Origin of the sequence: Paenibacillus jamilae (assembly GCF_050482105.1) — a bacterium.
GTDB lineage: Bacteria > Bacillota > Bacilli > Paenibacillales > Paenibacillaceae > Paenibacillus > Paenibacillus jamilae_B.
The window spans coordinates 22,231-41,967 of record NZ_JBCNHI010000001.1 but is presented as its reverse complement, the minus strand read 5'-3'; the positions used below and the strand labels follow the sequence as shown (position 1 = coordinate 41,967).

Here is a 19,737-nt window from a genome sequence, read left to right as displayed (position 1 = left end):
TCTGAGGAAGTCATGAAGGGAGCTGGAACGTTTGAAGATTAAGCAAAGTAGAGTTCTACGTACACGTATATACTCATGGGCAACAGGAGTTACTTTAGCGGCATGGTTGTTGGGTTATAGTGCTGCACCGTCCTATGCATCCGAGGTATCCGAGGCGTATGTGCCCAAACAAGCCGAGATCGAAACCAGTGCAGTGATTGGTAGTATTAGGGATTCCGAGAGCGCTCACAATTACATTCAGCCAGCAGCGGATGGTGGGTTTTTAATGCTGAACGTCGAAGACGATACAGAAGCAAGTGTAGTACACGTCACGTATGGCAAGCTCGACAGTTCTCTGGATAATATATGGAAACACCAGCAGGATCTAAATGTACAAACAGGATCAAGCAGCAGGGGAGTCCAGCGGGAGACGTCAGATGGTGGATTGCTGTTTCTGGTTGATTATACCCAGTCGGATGGAATGCGAGATTTGCAGGCTTCACGATTGGACGCGGATGGTAATACCCTATGGTCCAGAACGTTATCCACTGACGGCTTAATATCCTATGGGCAGAATACTCAGCTAGGATTGGAGCCACTGGAGGATGGTGGTTTTCTGGTGTCCTCGCTGAACCCTGCGGAGCAGTCCTTCACTGTCCTTAAATACACTGAAACTGGCGATATGCTATGGAATCGAATGACAAGCGGAGTGATCTCAGGATGGCTAGTCGGCAGTCACAATGGATATTATGCGCTTTTAAACAGCTCAGATGGTCCCGTAGCGGTACAAGCAGATGTATACGGTCGCAATATTCGTGACATCCATCTGGACTTAGGATCGGGTAAAGACATTGCCACGGTACGTGAGTTGCCCAGCGGTCATATTGCTATAACAGGGCTCAAAGGAAATAGTAAGCGTACTCAGGTGCTAAGTAATGGTCTGCAATTGTTTAGTAATACAGACGACTATGCAGCTGATCGGGTGTATCTACCTGAGGAGCAGTTGTACGTCCAGTTCAGTGATCAATATGATCCACTGGGTAAAACCACGAAGATGCATGGCATCACCATCACAGGCTTAAAAGCAAACGGTACGCAGGTGTGGGAAACGAAGACTCATTATAAGGAAGATAACTCCTTCGGCATCCGATATGATACGGGATTGATATACAAGATACCTTCAGGCTACGCAGTGGTGACATCTACAACAGGCGCTCAGAAGCCAACAGTACTCGATTTTGCGAAAATATTGATACCGGAGTAATCCGGTATCTTTTTTGTGTGAAATTGAAAAAGTGGGCATGTAGCTGCTGAATGGTATAAGAAACAGCCTGCTTGTTTATTAAATACAAGCAGGCTGTTTAATGGGCTTTATGTCTAGGATGCAACGTGGCTGGACTTTAAAATAGCAGACAGCTTTTCCTGGAAAGACGGAATGCCTATACGCTGTACATACGCATAAAAGCTTTCGCCAGCGATCCTATTTTCTTTGTAGAACAGGATAAGCTCTGCCAATACAGGACCAACCTGATCACCGCGTACGCGGCCTTTGAGTGCCTTGTTGAACTGGGCACCTGCTCCAAGCGCTCCGCCGACAGCGATGTCGAACGCGTCAACCATGCCTTCAGGTGTCTTAAGGAGCGAGCCTTGCAGCCCAATGTCCGCAATATGCTTTTGACCGCAGGAATTCGGGCAGCCGATAAAATGGATGCGCACCTTCTCATCCAATTGTACGTGCTGATCCAAATACTCAGCAACGTCAACCGCGCGCTTTTTCGTTTCCACAATCGCCAGATTGCAAAACTCATTGCCTGTGCACGATACGGTACGGCTCATAAAATGCTTGGGCTGTGGTGTCAGGCGTTGCAGTACAGGAGCTTTCAGTAGCTCATCTACTTGGTCATCCGGTACACCGCTCAGCAAAATATTTTGCGACATCGTGGTACGAATCTGTCCATCGCCGTAGCGGTCAGCCAGATTAGCCAGTTCATGCAACTCGTCAGCACTGAGACGACCGACAGGCACATTTAGACCGACATAGTTCAGACCTTCTTGGGCTTGAGGATGCACACCATCAAAATAGGCGGCTTGCCAGCCAATGGTTTTGTCTTCCCCTCGTCCCGGCATTTCGCCGGTGTATTCGGTGAGTTTGGTCAGAAATTTGTCTGGTCCCCAATCGGCAACGAGAAATTTCAGACGGGCATGGTGTCGTTTTTCACGATAGCCGTAATCACGGAAGATGGTGGTGACAGCAATAGCAACCTTCAGTACTTGCTCAGGACGGACAAACAAATCCAGTGACTGCGCCAAATGCGGCTTGGCGGATAATCCACCGCCAACCATCACATGAAAGCCGACTACTTCCTTTCCATCAAGGATCTTGGTCGCTGGTGTGAAGGACAGATCGTTAATTTCAGCCTGCGCATTGTTATAGGTGTTACTCGAGATGGACATTTTGTATTTACGTGGAAGATTGGAGAAGTCGCGATTCAATAAGAAAAAGCGGTTTACTTCATCTACAATCTCCTGAGTATCCACCAGTTCATTAGGATCAATGCCAGCCAGCGGATTGCCGACAATAGTACGCGGGCAGTCTCCACAGGCTTCAAAGGAATACAAGCCAACCTTCTCCAGTCGTTCGAAAATATCCGGCAGGTCTTCAACGGTCAGCCAGTGAAATTGAATCGCCTGACGAGTGGTGACATCCACGAGACCGCGCCCATACAGTGTGGAGATGTCCGCTAAAGCACGTGCCTGGGCTGAAGTCATGATCCCTGTGTTGATGCGGACACGCATCATGAAATGACCATCTTTGGGTTTTTGCTGATACACCCCAGCCCATTTGAATCGGTCCATATCGTCCGCAGAGATTGAGTCATAGCCTTGGTGTGCATAACTTTCGATGATCGTACGTATAACGTCGAGACCGTCCTTTTCCAGCTTGACCAACTCAAACTTGTTAAGCTTATCGGGATGAGCATTCCAGATGGGTTCATAGGCCATCCTGTTTAACCTCCTTCAGGTACCTTATTTATACTTGAGATTTTGCATGCAGGGCTCACGATTTTATTTTTATTTCCGACAATATAACTAAGATATAATGTGATGGTATCATAGTTGGTTATGCCCGTAAACGAAGGAATGGTCCAAAGGGTATAACGATTTTTTATTGTTTTTGCTTATTTTTTTGATATAAGGATTTGGAAAATTTATAATATAAATAGTATGAGAGGATAGGGATACAGCAAACCGCATTATTTTAGAAAAAGATAGGGCTTAAAGCGATTGTATGCTTGTCCCCTCTATGGTAGATTTGGACTAACTGATAGAACAGGGTCATGTTAGAGAGGAAATGGTGAGTATATGCGTAAGATGGGGAAAAGGGTAGCTGTGCTAGCTTTGGGCAGCGCTCTATGTGTTTCTGGAACAGCAGGTGCAGCCAGCAGTGGAGCTGCGCTAAAGGCCAAGGTCATTAATGGCGGGGTCTATGTTAATGTGAGTGATATGAATAAAGCATTAGGAACCAGCGGCGCGTATAACAGCGCAAATGGTACATATACGTTATCGGCCGATCGTGTGCCGCAGGTCGTTAAAAATGTATCTCCTTCGGTAGTCGGCATCATTGGCCGTTCTGCGACAGGAGAGACCGTGGCAGGGGGAGACCGATACAACCTGGCTCATGGCACGGGTGTGATCATTAAGGCAGATGGATGGATTGTTACGAATGCGCATGTAATCGAAGGATTAGGTGATGCCGTAGTTGTAACCTCCGACGGAAAATCCTACGGAATCATCGACAGCTACAGCGATCCGATCAGTGATTTGGCGTTGATTAAAATCAAGGCAAGCGGCCTTAAGCCTGCTACCTTTGCAGCTTCTACGAATAGTTTACAGGTAGGCGAGCAGGTAGTAGCTATCGGTACGCCGATCTCCTTTTCACTTCGTAACTCGGCAACCTCAGGTGTTGTTAGTGGGCTAAACCGTGGTGTCAATGCTGCTTATCGTCTGATTCAAAGTGATACTGCAATTAATCCTGGTAACAGCGGTGGTCCGCTGGTCAACCTCAAGGGCGAGGTCATCGGGATCAATACAATGAAATTCTCAGCGGTCGGGATTGAAAATATGGGCTTTTCGATTCCGGCGGATACAGTGAAATATGTTATCAATCAATTTTTCAAATATGGTGAGGTTCGGCGTGCTAGTCTTGGCCTAGGGCTTGAAGAGAGCTGGTCGGCGATCGTAGGGCTGCCTACCGAGGACCCATTGAAAGTCACCAAAGTCACCTCAGCCAGTGCCGTACAGGCCAAAATCAAGGAAGGCGATGAGCTGTATAGCATTAACGGCAAGCGTGTAGCTTCTGCCATTGATGTGAATGAGCTGCTTAAAAACTATCAACCAGGTCAAACGGTCAGTGTACTTATGCAATCGGACGGTGATATTGTAAAGCGCAAGCTGGCACTGACACAGGACACAGGTGAAATCTATGATTCCATTCAGTCTGGAGAAGATCTTGAAGATTCGAATGAATCGGGGACTGTTGCAGATGACAGTATAGCGCCTTTGAAGGAAGTATCAGAGCCAGCTACTGGAAAGTGAACGATAACAACTCATGAATCTATAAAATAAAGCTAAAGGGAGATTTACTGTGAAGCATATTCAAAGAAAAATGATGCGTAAGCTGGGGGTCGGCGCTGTCGCATTGTCCCTTCTGCTTACCGCTTTGCCAGCAGTTGCAGCAGATCAAGATAAAAACATGTTGGAATTGCGTCTGCAAAGCGGCAGCAATACAGCCATTGTAAACGGCCAAAATGCAAATATTACGAAGCCCTACTCCAAAAGTGGAGCGTTGATGGTTCCGGCTGGTGTATTTAAAAAGGCATTTAACAGTAAAATTCGTCTGGCTGAAGATAATGTGGTCAAGATCACCAGTGGCACTCATGTCGTATCGCTGACGATCGGTAGTCGTACAGCCTGGGTGAGGGGGCACAAGGTGACACTTCCGGCTCCGCCGGAAATGTCATCGGGGATTCTCATGGTGCCATTGCGTCAAGTAGCAGAAGGGCTTGGCGGTAAGCTGGAGAAGAATGGAGCAGGAATCATCATTCGGATGCAAGCCCAAGAAGAGGCGGGCACGGTAGCTGAAGATACACCGAACATTGATAACGATGAGGGAAAGACGCAAATCGGGAATAGTTACTACGATTGGTCCATGAACTATCCAACAGGACTCGTCATCGGTCAGGGAGGTGGGGATGAGAGCATTTCCACATTTATGGACGAGAACAGTGCATACTATATGGAAGTACACACAGCGTCACAGCCCGTTCCACTGAATGCGGACGATCTATTGCAACAATTGGTGCAAGCAGCCAAGGAAACGGGAGAAACTGTGGTGGACCGAAAATCCTTCCCGAAAGCCAAAGTGCCCTATGCTCGCGTTATTACGAAGGATGGGGACGGCGTATTATGGGAAAATCGCCAGTACTATGACAACGGACGACTGTATGTCGTTTATTTTTCCGATGCTAAAGCAACGAACTATAAAGATCTGGCCCAGTATGCTGGACTGTTGAACTCCTTTAAAACCTCTTTTAACGCACAGGATAAGAGTATTAAAGACTTGTCCACTGTTGTAGGAGGCACACGCGAGGCCGGGAACCCGGACTATGGTGTGTTTCTCAAAATACCTGCAGGCTGGAAAATGGACGACCAGCGAATGCAATATGAAAGCAATGACGGATCAAGCTTCCAAATGAAAGTCACCTCAGCTCCAGCGGATGGAAAATTGGAGAACTGGGGTCAGCAGCTGCAAAAATGGCTGAGTGATTCATTTGTGTCCACCGCTTATGAGGCACAAAAGACGTATCCGCTGGAGGTTGCAGGCGTTCAGGGATTGGTGCAGGAGTACCGCTATAATTTTGGGGATGAATGGGTTAAGGAGTACAATGTGCTGATTCAGCAAAATGGATACCGCTACCTGGCTGAATACGCAGTGCCTGAAAAGGTAAGCAAGGGAAATGACCAGTTTAATGCGCTCATCTCCTCGCTTCAGATCGATTTCCCAACGGTAGCGAATAACTTTGGACAACTGGAAGAGGATGACTACCTGGCGGACAAAACGAAAACAATCAAAAAGACGTCTAAAGCATATGAATATACTGTAAATATCCCACGGTATTGGACCGCGGTTAGCGATCAATTTGAATTGGGCGATATAGAGTATCAATTTACCGGAGGACGTTTTTCTATCAAAATCGACAACGACCAAACCTTTGAATTAACGGTGTCCCAGCTTAAAGACTTCTATGATAAACAAGCCAAAAACTATAAAAACCTCAAAGTGGAGGAAGTTAAGGACGTAACGTTTGCTGGAGTTCCGGCAGTGTCCTTTACATTCCACCGTGTGGAGGAAGGCATCGGTTATACAGGTCGCCAAATCGTGCTGGAGCATAACGGTAAAACATATACCGTGACAACGACATTGAACGATGCGAACAACACTGGCGTACAGTCCAACGCACTAGATTCGACGCTGAATTCGTTTAGTTTTGTGAAGTAAAGGGTGAGGATAAAAGATTAGTGAACTGTAGTGGGTAGAGGCTACGCATGCCATTTGATCCTACGATCGCTGTTGACCCGGGATTCTTGGATTGTGTAAGGATTAAATAGTAAGAATCCCAGGTCAAAGGCGAGCGCTGGCGCTTCTTCGGATTCAAATGGCCCGCTTCGCTGGCCACCGCCAAATATTCCTAATCTTTTAGAGAGTGAAGTAAGCAGGGAAGTGCGAAGGCTGCATACTTTTACGAGGCCTTATTTCGCCTTTTTGCTATAACACGAACACCAAGCTTCAACATTGAGCTTTTTCTTACGGCAAGGTCAGTAAGCTTTGGTAATATAAAAAATGGAAGGCGATATATAGGAGGAATCCGAAAATAATTACGCTAAAGGCAGTCGACAAAAGTAATTGGGAAGAATGTGCTGAACTTGAACCGAGCCCTGAGCAACAAAGGTTTATGGTATCTAACCTTTACTCAATTGCGGAATGTCAGTTTTTAGATGGGTTTTTATCTAGAGCGATTTATAATAATGACGTATTGATTGGTTTTACGATGTTTGGTTTAGACCCGGATGACGGAAATTACTGGATTTACCGATTTATGATTGACGAAAGATTTCAAGGCCAAGGTCATGGTTACCATGCAATGTTGCTAGTTATCGACGAAATAAGGAAAGCCAGTAATCGGACTGATATGATCATGATTGGATATAAACCAGACAATGAACTAGCTAGAAAACTATACAGAAAATCTGGTTTCAGGGAGGAAGGAATATCACCCTGGGGAGAAATGCTTGCGAAGTATAGCTTTGCCTAATTAATGGTATGATGATGCACCTCCAATACACCGCTGACCGGGATTGGGGGTGTTTTTGTGTTTTTAGTATTATATTTTTAAAGGAATCGCTTGGAAAGTGTAGAAGCTTGGGGCGCAGTCTGGTACACTAGATTAGTTACAAGATAAGAATAATTTCTGCCGCAGATGTTTGTAATGCGGATTTTTTGAGTTGGATGCGATTCATACAAGGGACCGATGGTTCAGCGTGTGAATGATCGGACAAGATGATAGAAAAAGATAGGATTCAAAAATACGAATCTTAGTAGGTTTCCATTCCCCTGACTGAACATGATCAGCTTTGGAATGAGAGGATGGAACACTCGTGAGATTACCAAATAAGCAGCATAGCTGCCCTGAAAACAACGAGATCCAATGAGGGACCATTCGTTTTCAGCATATAGGGAGGGCAATAATGAAATCAGCAGTACGAAGAGAAGATGTCGAGCTTCTGGCACCAGCGGGTGACTGGGATTGTATGCGTGCGGCGGTAGCGAACGGAGCCGATGCGATCTTTTTCGGGGTGGAAAAGTTCAACGCACGAGCACGGGCAAACAATTTTCGCATGGAGGAACTACCCGAAATTATGGCGTTTTTGCATAGCTACGGGGTTAAGGGCTTTTTGACATTCAATATACTGGTATTTGAAAACGAGCTGGAGGACGCTAAAGAGCTGGTTGATGCCTGTATTGACGCCGGAGTCGATGCCCTAATTGTTCAGGACATGGGCTTGGTGAAAATGATTCGCGACATTTCACCGGATTTCCCGATTCATGGTTCTACCCAAATGACGATTACCTCGCCAGAGGCTGTAGAATTCACCAAGCCGTACAATATGGAACGGGTTGTGCTGGGGCGTGAAAATAATCTGAAACAGATTCAAAAAATTGGCGATCAAGCAAGACTCCCGATGGAAGTATTCGTGCATGGAGCGCTATGCGTATCTTACTCAGGCCAATGCCTGACTTCAGAAATGTGGGGCGGACGCTCTGCAAATCGTGGTGAGTGTGCACAGGCATGCCGTTTGCCTTACGATCTGATGGTGGATGGAGAGCAAAAGCCGATGGCCGATGTGACATACCTGCTATCTCCCAAGGATCTGGCAGCCATTGATTTAATGCCAGAACTGATTGAGGCAGGTGTGGTTTCCTTTAAAATCGAAGGGCGGCTGAAAACGCCTGAATATGTAGCAAATGTGGTCAGCAAATATCGCAAGGCCATTGACAAGTATTTTGACGGCGATACGTCTAAAACGAGCAAAGAAGATATCCGCGAGCTGCAGCAGAGCTTTTCACGCGGCTTTACGCACGGGTTTCTGGAAGGAACGAATAACAAAAAACTGGTGGACGGTACGTTCCCGAAAAGCCGGGGCGTGTATCTGGGCCGAGTAGAGCAAATTCTACGTGACGGCGTAGTGTGCCGTATCGATGCACCGCTCAAGCGTGGCGATGGTATTGTATTCGATGCAGGGGATCCTACGCAAAAAGAAGAAGGCGGACGTGTATACGATATCCGCCGCAAGGGCGTGAAGATTGAAGGCGAGGCCGGAGAAGGCTGGATCGTTGACATCGTAGCAGGACGCAACGATGTGGATCTGCGCCGTGTGCACGTGGGCGACCGTATTTGGAAGACCAACGACCCGGCGCTAGACAAGCGTCTGCGCCAGTCGTACGAAACCGAAAAGCCGTACCGTGTCTTCCCGGTACATGTGCGGGTCAGCGGCTCCCCAGGACAGCCGCTGTCGACATGGTGGACCGACGTGCAGAAAGGCACAACGGTCCGCGTGGACTCCGAGCTGGAACTTGAAATCGCCCAGAAGCGTCCGATGACGCATGAACTGCTCGAAGAGCAATTCGGCCGACTGGGCGGAACGGTGTTCCAGCTGGAAGAGCTGGACGTCCATCTGCATGGGGACGTCATCGTGCCTATGCGCGAGCTGAACAGTATCCGCCGTCAGGCGGTGGAACTGCTCGCGGGTGAGCGCCCCAAACCACCCGTATACACGAAGCGGGCGGTAGAGGTGTATGGCGATGCAGCGACTCCGGCATCGTCTGTGGCACGCGGTCAGGCAGAGCTGACCGCGCTGTGCCGCAGCCTCCCTCAGGTGGAGGCTGCGCTTGAGGCCGGCGTGGAGTTCATCTACGCCGACTTCGAGTTCATCAAGCAATTCCCGGCAGCTGTAGAGGCTGTGCACGGCGCTGGGCGCCGAATTGCGCTGGTGACTCCGCGTATTCACATGCCGGGTGAAAACGGATATCACAACAATATCCTACGCCTGCAACCGGATGCTGTGCTGGTACGCAATCCGGGTGCATTGTATTTCTACATGCGTCATCGCTTGGAGAACCCGGATGCACATCATCCGCAATTAATTGGCGACTTTTCGCTGAATATCGCCAACCATAAAGCGGCTGACCTGTTCCTGGATTCCGGCTGTGACCTGGTGACACCGTCATATGATTTGAACATTCAACAGATGGTCGATATGCTGGGACGTACACGTACCGACAAGCTGGAGATCGTCATCCAGCAGCATTTGCCGATGTTCCATACCGAACACTGCGTGTATTGTACTTTTATGAGTGAAGGCACAGACTACACCAACTGTGGTCGTCCATGTGAGGATCATCGCGCATCCCTGCGTGATCGTATTGGGATGTCTCACCCGGTTCGCGTGGATGAAGGATGCCGTAATACGGTGTACAACGCGATTGAGCAATCAGGCGCGGAATACCTGTCTAACTTCCTGGAACTAGGCGTGTCCCGTTACCGCGTGGAATTTTTGGAGGAGACACCAGAGCAAGTTCATGAGGTTATTGATCTCTATAACCGTGCCTTGCGCGGAGAAATCAGCGGAACACAAGTATGGAAGACGCTGAAAGCGACGAATCAGCTAGGGGTTACACGTGGGCAACTGGTGAAGTAACAAGGCTGCTATAGAAAAAGCGAAAAGGGTATGTGCTTTGACAGCACATACCCTTTTTTAATTGTTAGTTTATCCAGACAATTACCATTGAGCCTCTTATTGCTATACTTTTTGGGCACTTGTTTTTTTAGAAAAAACAATAAATTTTTGTCCAATATAATTAATCAAAGTATAGAAAACATTCCCGATTAGAATAGACACGTTGCCAAGAATCTCATTATTTTTAATACTCAAACTTGAGATCAGGTAGTGACTGATTAGATAGCTGAGACAATACGACAGTATATAGCATATCAATATAATAGAGATGAACTTCCAAATGGTTTGTCCATGGTTCTCATCATTTTTGAAGGTAAATCTTTTATTTAAGAAATAGCTTACAGTGGCGCCTACAGAATTACCAATAAAGGTCGATAACCAGTAGTTAGTCTCTAAAATATTAAATAGCAAGAACATGACGGACATGCCGCATATTGTATTTAGAACACCTACGACAAGAAAACGGAAAAAACTATTCTGAAATATAGTCAAATTATTCACCTGTTCGCATCTGTTATTGGACCGCGACAGCTTCCCTTTCACTATTATTCACTTTTTTTGTGTTTTCAGTGTCTAAGGTGCTTTGGGACTCCAATATAGTCTCAATAATATATTTAGGTCTTTGTTTTACTTCCTTATATATTTTACCGATATACTCACCGATGAGTCCGAGTGCGACGAGTTGTAGACCACCTATAAACCAGATGGACAACATTAGAGAAGACCAGCCCCAAACCGTGGTACCGAGGAACTTACTAATAAGGGTATAGGCAGCTATTAATACGCTGATGCCAAACATTCCAAAGCCCACAGCCGAAATAAGCCGTATCGGGGTTACGCTAAACGAGGTGATTCCATCGAAAGCAAAAGCGAGCATTTTCTTTAAAGGATATTTGGACTCTCCAGCAAAGCGTTCATGCCGATCGTAATATACTTCAGTAGACTTATAACCTATTAATGGAACTAGACCGCGTAAAAAGAGATTTACCTCTTTAAAGTTGCTTAATTCCTGGAGAACTCTCTTGCTCATCAAACGGTAGTCCGCATGATTGTATACGATATTAACGCCCATTTTACTCATCACACGATAGAAACCTTGGGCCGTTGAACGCTTGAAAAATGTATCGGTGGTTCTACTCTTCCGAACCCCATATACGATGTCATTGCCTTCTTTGAATTTTATTATGAATTCTCGGATAGCGTTGAGATCATCCTGCAGGTCAGCGTCAACAGATATCACACAATCTGAGGTTTCTTTAGCTTCCATTAACCCAGATAATAAAGCATTTTGATGGCCCGCATTTTTCGCCAATTTGAGGCCACTGACAAAAGGATTTTTTTGATTATATGATGCGATGATGTCCCATGTTTGATCACGGCTACCATCATCAACAAACAACATTTTACTATGTTTAGAAATGAGCTCGCTCTCAGCCAACTCTTCCAGAATGACTGTAAGTCTGCTTATGGTTTCAGGCAGTACTTCTTCTTCGTTATAACAGGGAATAACTAACGTTAAAACAGGGTTACTGATTATTGAATCCAAAGAACTCTCTCCTCAAATTTTGGCTTATCTGGTACTCAAATTTCTATCTTTTTTGGTCTATAATATGATTTACTTAAATTATATAACAATGCAATGACTAAGTGCTATAATAAACTATTAGCAATTTCCAAACGTTACTCAAACTATTGAATAATTTAGTAAGATTTGTCGAAAAGGAGTTTTACCTATGAAAATCCGTAAAGCAATTATTCCTGCTGCGGGACTAGGAACTCGGTTCCTTCCTGCGACGAAAGCCATGCCTAAAGAGATGCTTCCCATTGTAGACAAACCAACCATTCAATATATCATTGAAGAAGCTGTTGCATCTGGTATAGAAGATATCATTATCGTTACTGGTAAAGGCAAAAGGGCGATAGAGGATCATTTTGACTACTCCTTTGAGTTGGAGCATAATTTGACTTCGAAGGAAAAATGGAACCTGCTCAATGAAGTACGCAAACCATCAGAGATGGCAGATATCCACTATATTCGTCAAAAGGAACCTAAAGGCTTGGGGCATGCCATCTGGTGTGCACGTAAGTTTATTGGTGATGAACCATTCGCCGTACTTTTAGGAGATGACATCGTTGAATCTGAGAATCCATGTCTCAAACAGATGATTGACGTGTTCGATGAGTATCAGCGTTCTGTAGTAGGTGTAAAGCAAGTCGATTGGAACGAGGTGCATCGTTACGGAATTGTGGAAGGCCATGCACTCACTTCCAAAATCTCCGAGGCGGAACGATTAGTGGAAAAACCAAAGAAGGTAGAAGCCAAATCCAACTTGGCGATCATGGGACGTTATATCTTGACACCTGATATTTTTGATATCCTGGGTCAGCAATCCGCAGGAGTAGGCGGGGAAATTCAACTGACGGACGCATTGTCTAAACTGGGAGAAAAGAACCCTATTCTGGCTTATGAATTTGATGGCAATCGCCACGATGTTGGCGAGAAGCTGGGATTCATTGAAACGACTATTCATTATGCTCTACAGCATAACGAGATTAAAGATGAAGTATTGGCTTATATGAGACAGGTTATTGAAGAGATTGACCAACAAAAATAAACATCTCACTAAATCGAACTATGCTTTCTCAATATAAAAAAAGAGACTATCAGTATGATGTAACGTCATCTGATAGTCTCTTTTTATTAATTATTTCTCCGATTTTAACTGAGCAATTTGCTCTTTTTCTTTTGGATCAGCCTTAATCAGCTTTTCGTACAATGCTTCATCGTTTTGGCCCTGCTGTTGTAGGGCAGCAATGTAATAGCGAGCGACCTCACGATTTGTAGCATCACTCAGGTCGTCCTTCAAGCCGCTTTTGAGGATGCTTGCAGCCTCAGCAGGCTTACCTGACATGAACTCAATTTTGCCCGTACTGAGCGCAATACCTGGAGTTACTTCAAAAGTACGTGTCAACTCGATTTCAGGTGGAACCGTCTTAAGATGAGCTACCCCATCCAGAACCTTCTGATAAGCAGTAAGACCTGCTTGGAAATACTTCTGTTCCTTGGCGGTGTCCTTCTGCTCGCGCGCCTTATTACCAATAGTGTAGGCTTGAGTAATCAACATGTTGTACCAGTCATTGTCCCAGTTGAAGTTGGAAATGTTATTTTCCAAAATGCTGAAGGCCTGCTCATTTTCACCTTTTGCTTTTAAAAGGTTAACTTTGGTGTTATACATGATTTTATTATACGGTTCTGCCTTCAGACCCGTGTTAAGTACCTCTATTGCAGCGTTATAAAATTCCTCTTTTTTCGTTTGATCATACACGTTCTTGTACAGTGCAGCCAATCTTATAACTGAATCCGGGTGCGTAGGACGAAGCTCAAGATCCTTATTAATGGCACTTTGCATTTCCTCAAATGATGTACTTACCGCCATAACTTGTTTGGCAGTTGTGGCAGCATTGGCCGATTGCACGAAACGGAGACCTGCAAAAAGCACCACAATGCTTAAAATGCCGATGACTGCACTATACATGATTCGGAATCCGGAAGCACCCATGGACAGACGTTTAAGCGGCTTGCTGTCCATAGTAGCGGCCATACCGCCAAGACTCACAAATACCAATATGCCCATGAACACGTAACTCATATTAAAGTCCAGTAAGCTATGAAGTAAGATTGAGAGTGCCAAAATGAGATACAGGAAATGAGAATCCCGTTCTTCATCATCTTGTCTAATATAGCTACGGATATATTTGTAAAAAATAAATAAGATAAATGACATGAAAATTACGAAGCCGAGAATGCCCACTTCAACTAAATACTGCATGAAAAAGTTATGGGCCTGACGGCTGGTATATGGATAATCCTGGTATTTTTCGTACAAAGTAGCCCAACCGCCGCCACCAGTACCGATTACAGGGTAATCCTTAATCAATTTGGCAGCATCCTGATAGAATACCAGTCGTTCCAGTACACTATGCTGACGGAAATTGATATTTTCTAACCGGACCTGAACGTTGTCCGGCAGTATGCTGCGCAGGCCAGTTCCTATGAACAGAAAAGCCAACAAGCCAATCACCACAACTGATCCAACAGGTAGCCACAGGTTGGATAACTTGCGGGAGGTCCACCCTTTGAGGACATTTTCCAGCTTTGGTGCCAGATAACGTTCAACAAGCCACAGTACAACAGCTACAGCCAGGGAGACACCAATAAGTAACCCCCAAGCCTTGGCAGCCTCTCCGCCGTTGTAGGTCTTATTGAGTTGCAAACCCATATTTGTAATCGGCGCCAGGATAGATATTGACGCTACACCAGCAATGGCGCAATGCAAAATCCATATAATTTGACGAGCTGGTTTAAAGAAAAGCAAAAGCAGCACGAACACGACAGGCAGCATAACCAGACCGCCCCGTGATAAGGTTAGGAATAACGAGACCAGAATAGGCACCAACATGAAGCCGTGAATAGCCTTGCCATACCATAGTTTTGATTTCATCAGACAGAAAACGGCAGCGAATAGGAAAGCCATTAGAAAGGCCGCATATGTATTCGCGTATTGAAACACTGATGTCAGCCGGAGACCATTTGTATCTGTCATAACCGCATTGGTATAGCGATATTGATACACATATTGGGTAAACCAGCCTACCATTTTGCCGGCAAGCACCCACTGTCCAAACCAGTTAATGAAGCCAAAGCCTACGATGATATAAGCAATAGTCATAATCAGGTTGTGAATAATCTTATTGCCTAAGCGATCCTGTAGTAGATAGATTGAGATAATAAACAGAGCGGCATAGATGCACTGTACCACGACCATGTTCATGGCCAGGTAATGTGAAGCTGCTGTAGTCAGTGAAAGCACATAAGACAGGGGAAGCAGTAATACTAGTAGAGCCAGCCAATCCCTTTGCTCTTCCAGCTTGAATTTCTTATAATAAGATACGATTGCCAGGATCAATAGAATCGAGGCGAAGATGACAGCCCAATAGAGCGGTTTTTCAAAATCGAGCATTTGCCCATTAAAGAGTGCAGCTTGGAAGGGAGACCAAGCAAAAAACAGAATCATGCCAACAATTAACACCCAAAACATAGCCGGCCTTTTATCGTCACGGGTCGACGTTTTGGCCTGTTTCCCGTATACTGGATTCGACAAGGTTTACAATCTCCTTTTCTTGTAGATACGTCAACATTTTAGCATATAGTAGCTGTCAGAGCCATATCGCAACAATATACTTTCCACAAAATTACATTATTGTATTGTAAGAGAATTACCAAACCATGTTTAAGGTCGTGACACACTCGTATGAATTTAAATCAAAACTTTTCAAAAAATTTAAAGTTACTTTGGGAATTGTCTAAAAAGGATATTCAATCAAGGTATCTTGGTTCGTTTATGGGGGTACTCTGGGCTTTTATACATCCCATGGTATCTATACTTGTTTATTGGGTCGTATTTCAGGTTGGGTTCAAAAACGTACCTATTGGTGATACTCCCTTTATACTTTGGTTACTAACAGGCATGGTGCCGTGGTTATTCTTTTCGGAAAGCTTGTCAACTGCAACCAATAGTATTATTGAAAATAATTATCTGGTAAAGAAAATTGTTTTCCGAGTAGGCTTGCTACCCATGGTGAAAATTTTGGCTGCTCTTTTTGTCCATGTGTTTTTCATCATCGTTCTTTTCGTTATGTTCAAAATATACAATGTTGAATTTTCGCTTTATAACATTCAAATACTTTATTATTTATTAGCCACGATTTTTCTTTCCTTGTCCATTTCTTACATAACAGCGACATTGGTTGTTTTTGTAAAGGATGTTGGTCAAGTTGTTGCGGTATTTATTCAGCTATTTTTTTGGCTTACGCCGATCTTCTGGAATTTAAATATTGTTGAGGATAAGTATCAATTTTTCTTTAAACTAAACCCTGTTTTTTATATCGTTGAAGGATATCGGGATACTTTTATTAATCACAAATGGTTCTGGGAGCATCCATCCATGACGATCTACTTTTGGGCTATTGTGATCATCGCAGGTACGATTGGAATCAAAATTTTCAAAAAAATGAAATCTCATTTTGCTGATGTATTGTGAGGAGAAAAGTATGACTCAAACGGAATCAGTTGCTGTAGAAGTTAACAATGTCACTAAAATATATAAAATATATGATAATCCCAATGAGCGTTTAAAAGAGGCTATTCATCCTTTTAAAAAGAAATATCATTCTGATTTTAAAGCCATCAATGACCTTACCTTCTCTATTAAGAAAGGACAAGCAATTGGTATTATCGGTAAAAATGGCTCGGGTAAATCTACTCTTTTAAAAATGATTACAGGTGTAATTACGCCTACCAGTGGAAGTATTAAAGTGAATGGAAAAATTGCAGCTCTGCTGGAACTCGGGGCTGGCTTTAACCCGGACTTAACTGGCATGGAGAATATTTACTTAAACGGTACACTTATGGGTTATAGCAAAACAGAAATGGATGAGAAGGTAGAAGATATCACCTCCTTTGCGGATATTGGGGACTTCATTAATCAACCAGTCAAAATGTACTCCAGCGGTATGTTTGCCCGATTAGCCTTTGCAGTAGCCATCAATGTTGATCCGGACATTTTAATTGTGGATGAAGCCTTGTCTGTTGGAGATATTTATTTCCAGGCTAAGTGTATCACCAAAATGAAAGAGCTCTCCAAAAAGAGCACTGTTTTATTTGTCTCTCATTCCATGGATACCATTAAGAGTTTTTGTGATACAGCATTGCTTATTGATAAGGGGAATATGGTCGAGATTGGCCCAGTGAAACGCGTAGCACAAATTTATGAAAATATTGTTAATCAGGAAATTGCAGATATGAAACGCGTCCAATCTTTGGATGTATTTGTGAATTCTGAAACGGATAATAAGAGTACATTGTTGTTGTTAGAAGAGGACCCTGCTTTTGCAAAACGTGCCAATGAGTTTCGCTCCGGAACGGGAGATGCCCGTTTTATAAGAGCAGACTTGTTAGTCAATGGAGAAGTTGTAAACCAGGTCCCTTTTGGCGAAATGGTTACTTTGCGTTTGCTGGCACAATATTATAAAGATATTGATTCCGAGGGAACTATTGGCTACATGGTTAGAAACCATACAGGTGTAGATGTGTTTGGCATGAATATTTATAACAAAGCAAAATTAGTCCCAAAAATGCAAGCAGGGGGCATCCTTGAGGTTAACTTTAACTTCCGCAATCTATTGTCTGAAAGTGGTAAATACACCATTTCTATTGGCTTGAAGCCTAAGCCGTTTGAGCCTCTTTATTTGGATAGCGTAAGTATAGCAGCTGTTTTTGAAGTTCCTAAGCCAGAGAATAATTACGTACCAGGTTTAATATTTGTAGATAATACAATAGATTTGCAAGTCATTAATTAAGGCTGGTGATAAAATGTGTGGGATTTTGTTTTCTAATGTAGCTATAAATAAGGAAGCATTTCTTAATTCATTAGATATAATGAAACATCGGGGGCCTACGGCCCCACTTTGTGTATATCAGCATGAAAATTTTATGCTTGGTCACAACAGATTGAGTATTTTAGACCTGGATCAGAGAAGTGATCAGCCCTTTTTTTCTGATGATGGAAGATATGCGATTATATTTAATGGAGAAATTTATAATTATAAAGAATTAGCTTCTGCGTATTCAATTCAAATGAGAACAAACTCAGATACTGAACTTTTATTGAAGCTTTACATTCAATATGGTCCCCGAATGTTGAATTGGCTTAATGGAATGTTCAGTTTTATTGTTTTAGACGTCCAGCAGAAATCATTTTTTGTAGCGCGAGATCGTATGGGGGTAAAACCGCTGTACTATAACAGGAATGGTGAAGAGTACATTTTTAGCTCTGAAATTGCTCCATTGCTCCCATTAATTCACAATGTTTCTTTAGATCAATCAGCTGTAAGACAGTATAAAAAAATGAGATGTTTTTTTAATAATCGAACTGTCTATAATGAAATAAAAGAGTTTCCGCCAGGATATTACTTTGAGAATGGCGAATTTATTAAATATTGGGAACTTGATTATTCGGAGAAAGAGCCGCCTTCTGATGAGGAACTTGAGTTTTTAATTCGTTCTGCAGTAGAGTACCGCAAGATCGCAGATGTTGAAATTGGAAGTTACCTAAGCGGAGGCTTGGATAGCACAATTATTACCGCACTTGCCGGAGTAGAGCATACTTGGACTGTTGGCTTTGAAGATTATAATGAGTTCCAGTGGTCTGAAATCGCAGCAACAAGATATAATACTATTCATCATCCGATATTGTTTGATCCTGATCGCTTTTTATCGTTAGCCCGAGAGCTTGTGGCTGTAAAAAAAGAGCCCCTGTCTGTGCCTAACGAAGTGTTGTTGTATCATATGACAAAACAAGCATCTGCTAAAAACACAGTCATATTAAGTGGAGAAGGCGCTGATGAACTTTTCTTTGGGTATGACCGTATTTTTAGATGGGCTAGTAGCGCCACAGACTTTGATATCCAAGCCTTTAGTGATCACTACACCTATGGATCGGAAGAGGATTTAGAGATTGTAGAAGATGCATTAGCGCCTTTCATGAAGCTAAAAAACCCTCAAAAAATCGTAGCTGCATTTTTTCAACAAGCCCATTTACGAGGGTTGCTTAAAAGACTGGATAGTGCCTCGATGTTAAATTCGGTAGAAGCAAGATCTCCTTTCTTGGACTACAGATTAATTGAAAGACTTGCAGGTGTAGACGCTCAGTATAAGATGAAGGATGGCATCGTTAAGGCTCCGCTCAAGAGAATTTTTAAAGATATTGTTCCTGCTGAGATTATAAACAGAAAAAAGGTGGGTTTTCCTGTTCAACTTGAAAGAGTCCTATCTTCTAAAAAAATTGAAGGGAAGACGACATTCGACAAATGGTTTAACTTCAATTTAAATACGTTAGGAGAAATCTTATGATTATCGGCTATACTTCCGGAGTCTTCGATTTATTTCATATTGGACATTTGAATTTGTTGAGAAATGCTAAGTCACTCTGTGACAAGCTCGTTGTGGGTGTGACAACAGATGAGTTGGTTTCATATAAGTACAAAAAAGCAGTAATTCCTTTTGAGGAAAGAATTGAGATTGTTAGAAATATCAAATTTGTTGATACTGTAATTCCTCAGGACTCAATGGATAAATTTGAGGTTTGGCAAAAATTAAAGTATGACGTAATGTTCGTTGGTGATGATTGGTTTCAGAATGAACGTTGGGAGCAGTATGAGTTGCAGTTTAAGGAAGTTGGAGTAAAAATTATATATTTCCCTTATACGAAGAGCACATCATCAACTTTACTGAATGAGACATTACTGAAATTAAGAAAATAAGTGGATTTTTGCCTGAAAGGA

At 43.5% G+C, this 19,737-nt stretch carries 14 protein-coding genes; 10 read left to right on the top strand and 4 right to left on the bottom strand.

The window, feature by feature from the left end; all coding sequences use genetic code 11:
• Positions 1 to 31: 31 nt before the first annotated feature.
• Entirely contained in the window at positions 32 to 1,243 is a 1,212-nt protein-coding gene (locus ABEW32_RS00155) for a hypothetical protein (RefSeq protein ID WP_430183578.1), read from the top strand.
• Positions 1,244 to 1,356: 113 nt separating this feature from the next.
• Here ABEW32_RS00155 and ABEW32_RS00150 read toward each other — a convergent pair whose 3' ends face one another.
• Positions 1,357 to 2,982 (bottom strand): nitrite/sulfite reductase, encoded by a 1,626-nt coding sequence (locus tag ABEW32_RS00150; protein WP_430183576.1) that lies wholly within the window; start codon positions 2,980 to 2,982, stop codon positions 1,357 to 1,359.
• A 360-nt stretch (positions 2,983 to 3,342) separates the two neighbouring features.
• Between ABEW32_RS00150 and ABEW32_RS00145 the strand changes: the two genes are divergently transcribed.
• The 4 genes from ABEW32_RS00145 to ABEW32_RS00130 all read left to right on the top strand — a co-directional run bounded on the left by ABEW32_RS00145 (position 3,343) and on the right by ABEW32_RS00130 (position 10,296).
• Entirely contained in the window at positions 3,343 to 4,575 is a 1,233-nt protein-coding gene (locus ABEW32_RS00145; protein ID WP_430183574.1) for a S1C family serine protease, read from the top strand.
• Positions 4,576 to 4,624: 49 nt separating this feature from the next.
• The gene (locus tag ABEW32_RS00140) at positions 4,625 to 6,538 is read left to right on the top strand and encodes a stalk domain-containing protein (RefSeq protein ID WP_430183572.1); all 1,914 of its coding nucleotides are present in this window, start codon (positions 4,625 to 4,627) and stop codon (positions 6,536 to 6,538) included.
• A gap of 373 nt (positions 6,539 to 6,911) precedes the next feature.
• Positions 6,912 to 7,352: a GNAT family N-acetyltransferase gene (locus tag ABEW32_RS00135; protein WP_430183799.1), complete on the top strand. Its 441-nt coding sequence runs from the start codon at positions 6,912 to 6,914 to the stop codon at positions 7,350 to 7,352.
• A gap of 433 nt (positions 7,353 to 7,785) precedes the next feature.
• A complete protein-coding gene (locus tag ABEW32_RS00130; protein ID WP_430183570.1) occupies positions 7,786 to 10,296 on the top strand; it encodes a U32 family peptidase in 2,511 nt (836 codons plus the stop codon).
• Positions 10,297 to 10,398: 102 nt separating this feature from the next.
• Here the strand turns inward: ABEW32_RS00130 and ABEW32_RS00125 are convergent, their stop codons facing one another.
• Together ABEW32_RS00125 and ABEW32_RS00120 are read right to left on the bottom strand one after the other, a co-directional pair.
• Positions 10,399 to 10,836, bottom strand: coding sequence for a GtrA family protein (locus ABEW32_RS00125; protein ID WP_430183568.1), 438 nt, complete (start codon positions 10,834 to 10,836; stop codon positions 10,399 to 10,401).
• Positions 10,837 to 10,849: 13 nt separating this feature from the next.
• Positions 10,850 to 11,881: a glycosyltransferase family 2 protein gene (locus tag ABEW32_RS00120; RefSeq protein ID WP_430183567.1), complete on the bottom strand. Its 1,032-nt coding sequence runs from the start codon at positions 11,879 to 11,881 to the stop codon at positions 10,850 to 10,852.
• Positions 11,882 to 12,068: 187 nt separating this feature from the next.
• Between ABEW32_RS00120 and galU the strand changes: the two genes are divergently transcribed.
• A complete protein-coding gene (galU, locus tag ABEW32_RS00115) occupies positions 12,069 to 12,950 on the top strand; it encodes a UTP--glucose-1-phosphate uridylyltransferase GalU (RefSeq protein ID WP_430183565.1) in 882 nt (293 codons plus the stop codon).
• A 90-nt stretch (positions 12,951 to 13,040) separates the two neighbouring features.
• Here galU and ABEW32_RS00110 read toward each other — a convergent pair whose 3' ends face one another.
• Positions 13,041 to 15,497 (bottom strand): O-antigen ligase family protein, encoded by a 2,457-nt coding sequence (locus ABEW32_RS00110; protein ID WP_430183563.1) that lies wholly within the window; start codon positions 15,495 to 15,497, stop codon positions 13,041 to 13,043.
• A 150-nt stretch (positions 15,498 to 15,647) separates the two neighbouring features.
• On the opposite strand from ABEW32_RS00110, the gene ABEW32_RS00105 reads away from it, so the two are divergent.
• Genes ABEW32_RS00105 through ABEW32_RS00090 form a run of 4 tightly spaced genes read left to right on the top strand, consistent with a single transcriptional unit; the run spans position 15,648 to position 19,716 of the window.
• Positions 15,648 to 16,436 carry an ABC transporter permease gene (locus ABEW32_RS00105; protein ID WP_039269204.1) on the top strand — a complete coding sequence of 263 codons (789 nt, stop codon included), beginning with the start codon at positions 15,648 to 15,650 and terminating at the stop codon, positions 16,434 to 16,436.
• A 10-nt stretch (positions 16,437 to 16,446) separates the two neighbouring features.
• Positions 16,447 to 17,754 (top strand): ABC transporter ATP-binding protein, encoded by a 1,308-nt coding sequence (locus ABEW32_RS00100; protein ID WP_025365949.1) that lies wholly within the window; start codon positions 16,447 to 16,449, stop codon positions 17,752 to 17,754.
• Positions 17,755 to 17,779: 25 nt separating this feature from the next.
• Positions 17,780 to 19,306 carry an asparagine synthase (glutamine-hydrolyzing) gene (gene asnB, locus ABEW32_RS00095; RefSeq protein WP_430183560.1) on the top strand — a complete coding sequence of 509 codons (1,527 nt, stop codon included), beginning with the start codon at positions 17,780 to 17,782 and terminating at the stop codon, positions 19,304 to 19,306.
• Positions 19,303 to 19,716 carry an FAD synthase family protein gene (locus ABEW32_RS00090; protein WP_430183558.1) on the top strand — a complete coding sequence of 138 codons (414 nt, stop codon included), beginning with the start codon at positions 19,303 to 19,305 and terminating at the stop codon, positions 19,714 to 19,716. The genes asnB and ABEW32_RS00090 overlap by 4 nt, the downstream gene beginning before the upstream one ends.
• The last annotated feature ends 21 nt before the right edge of the window (positions 19,717 to 19,737 follow it).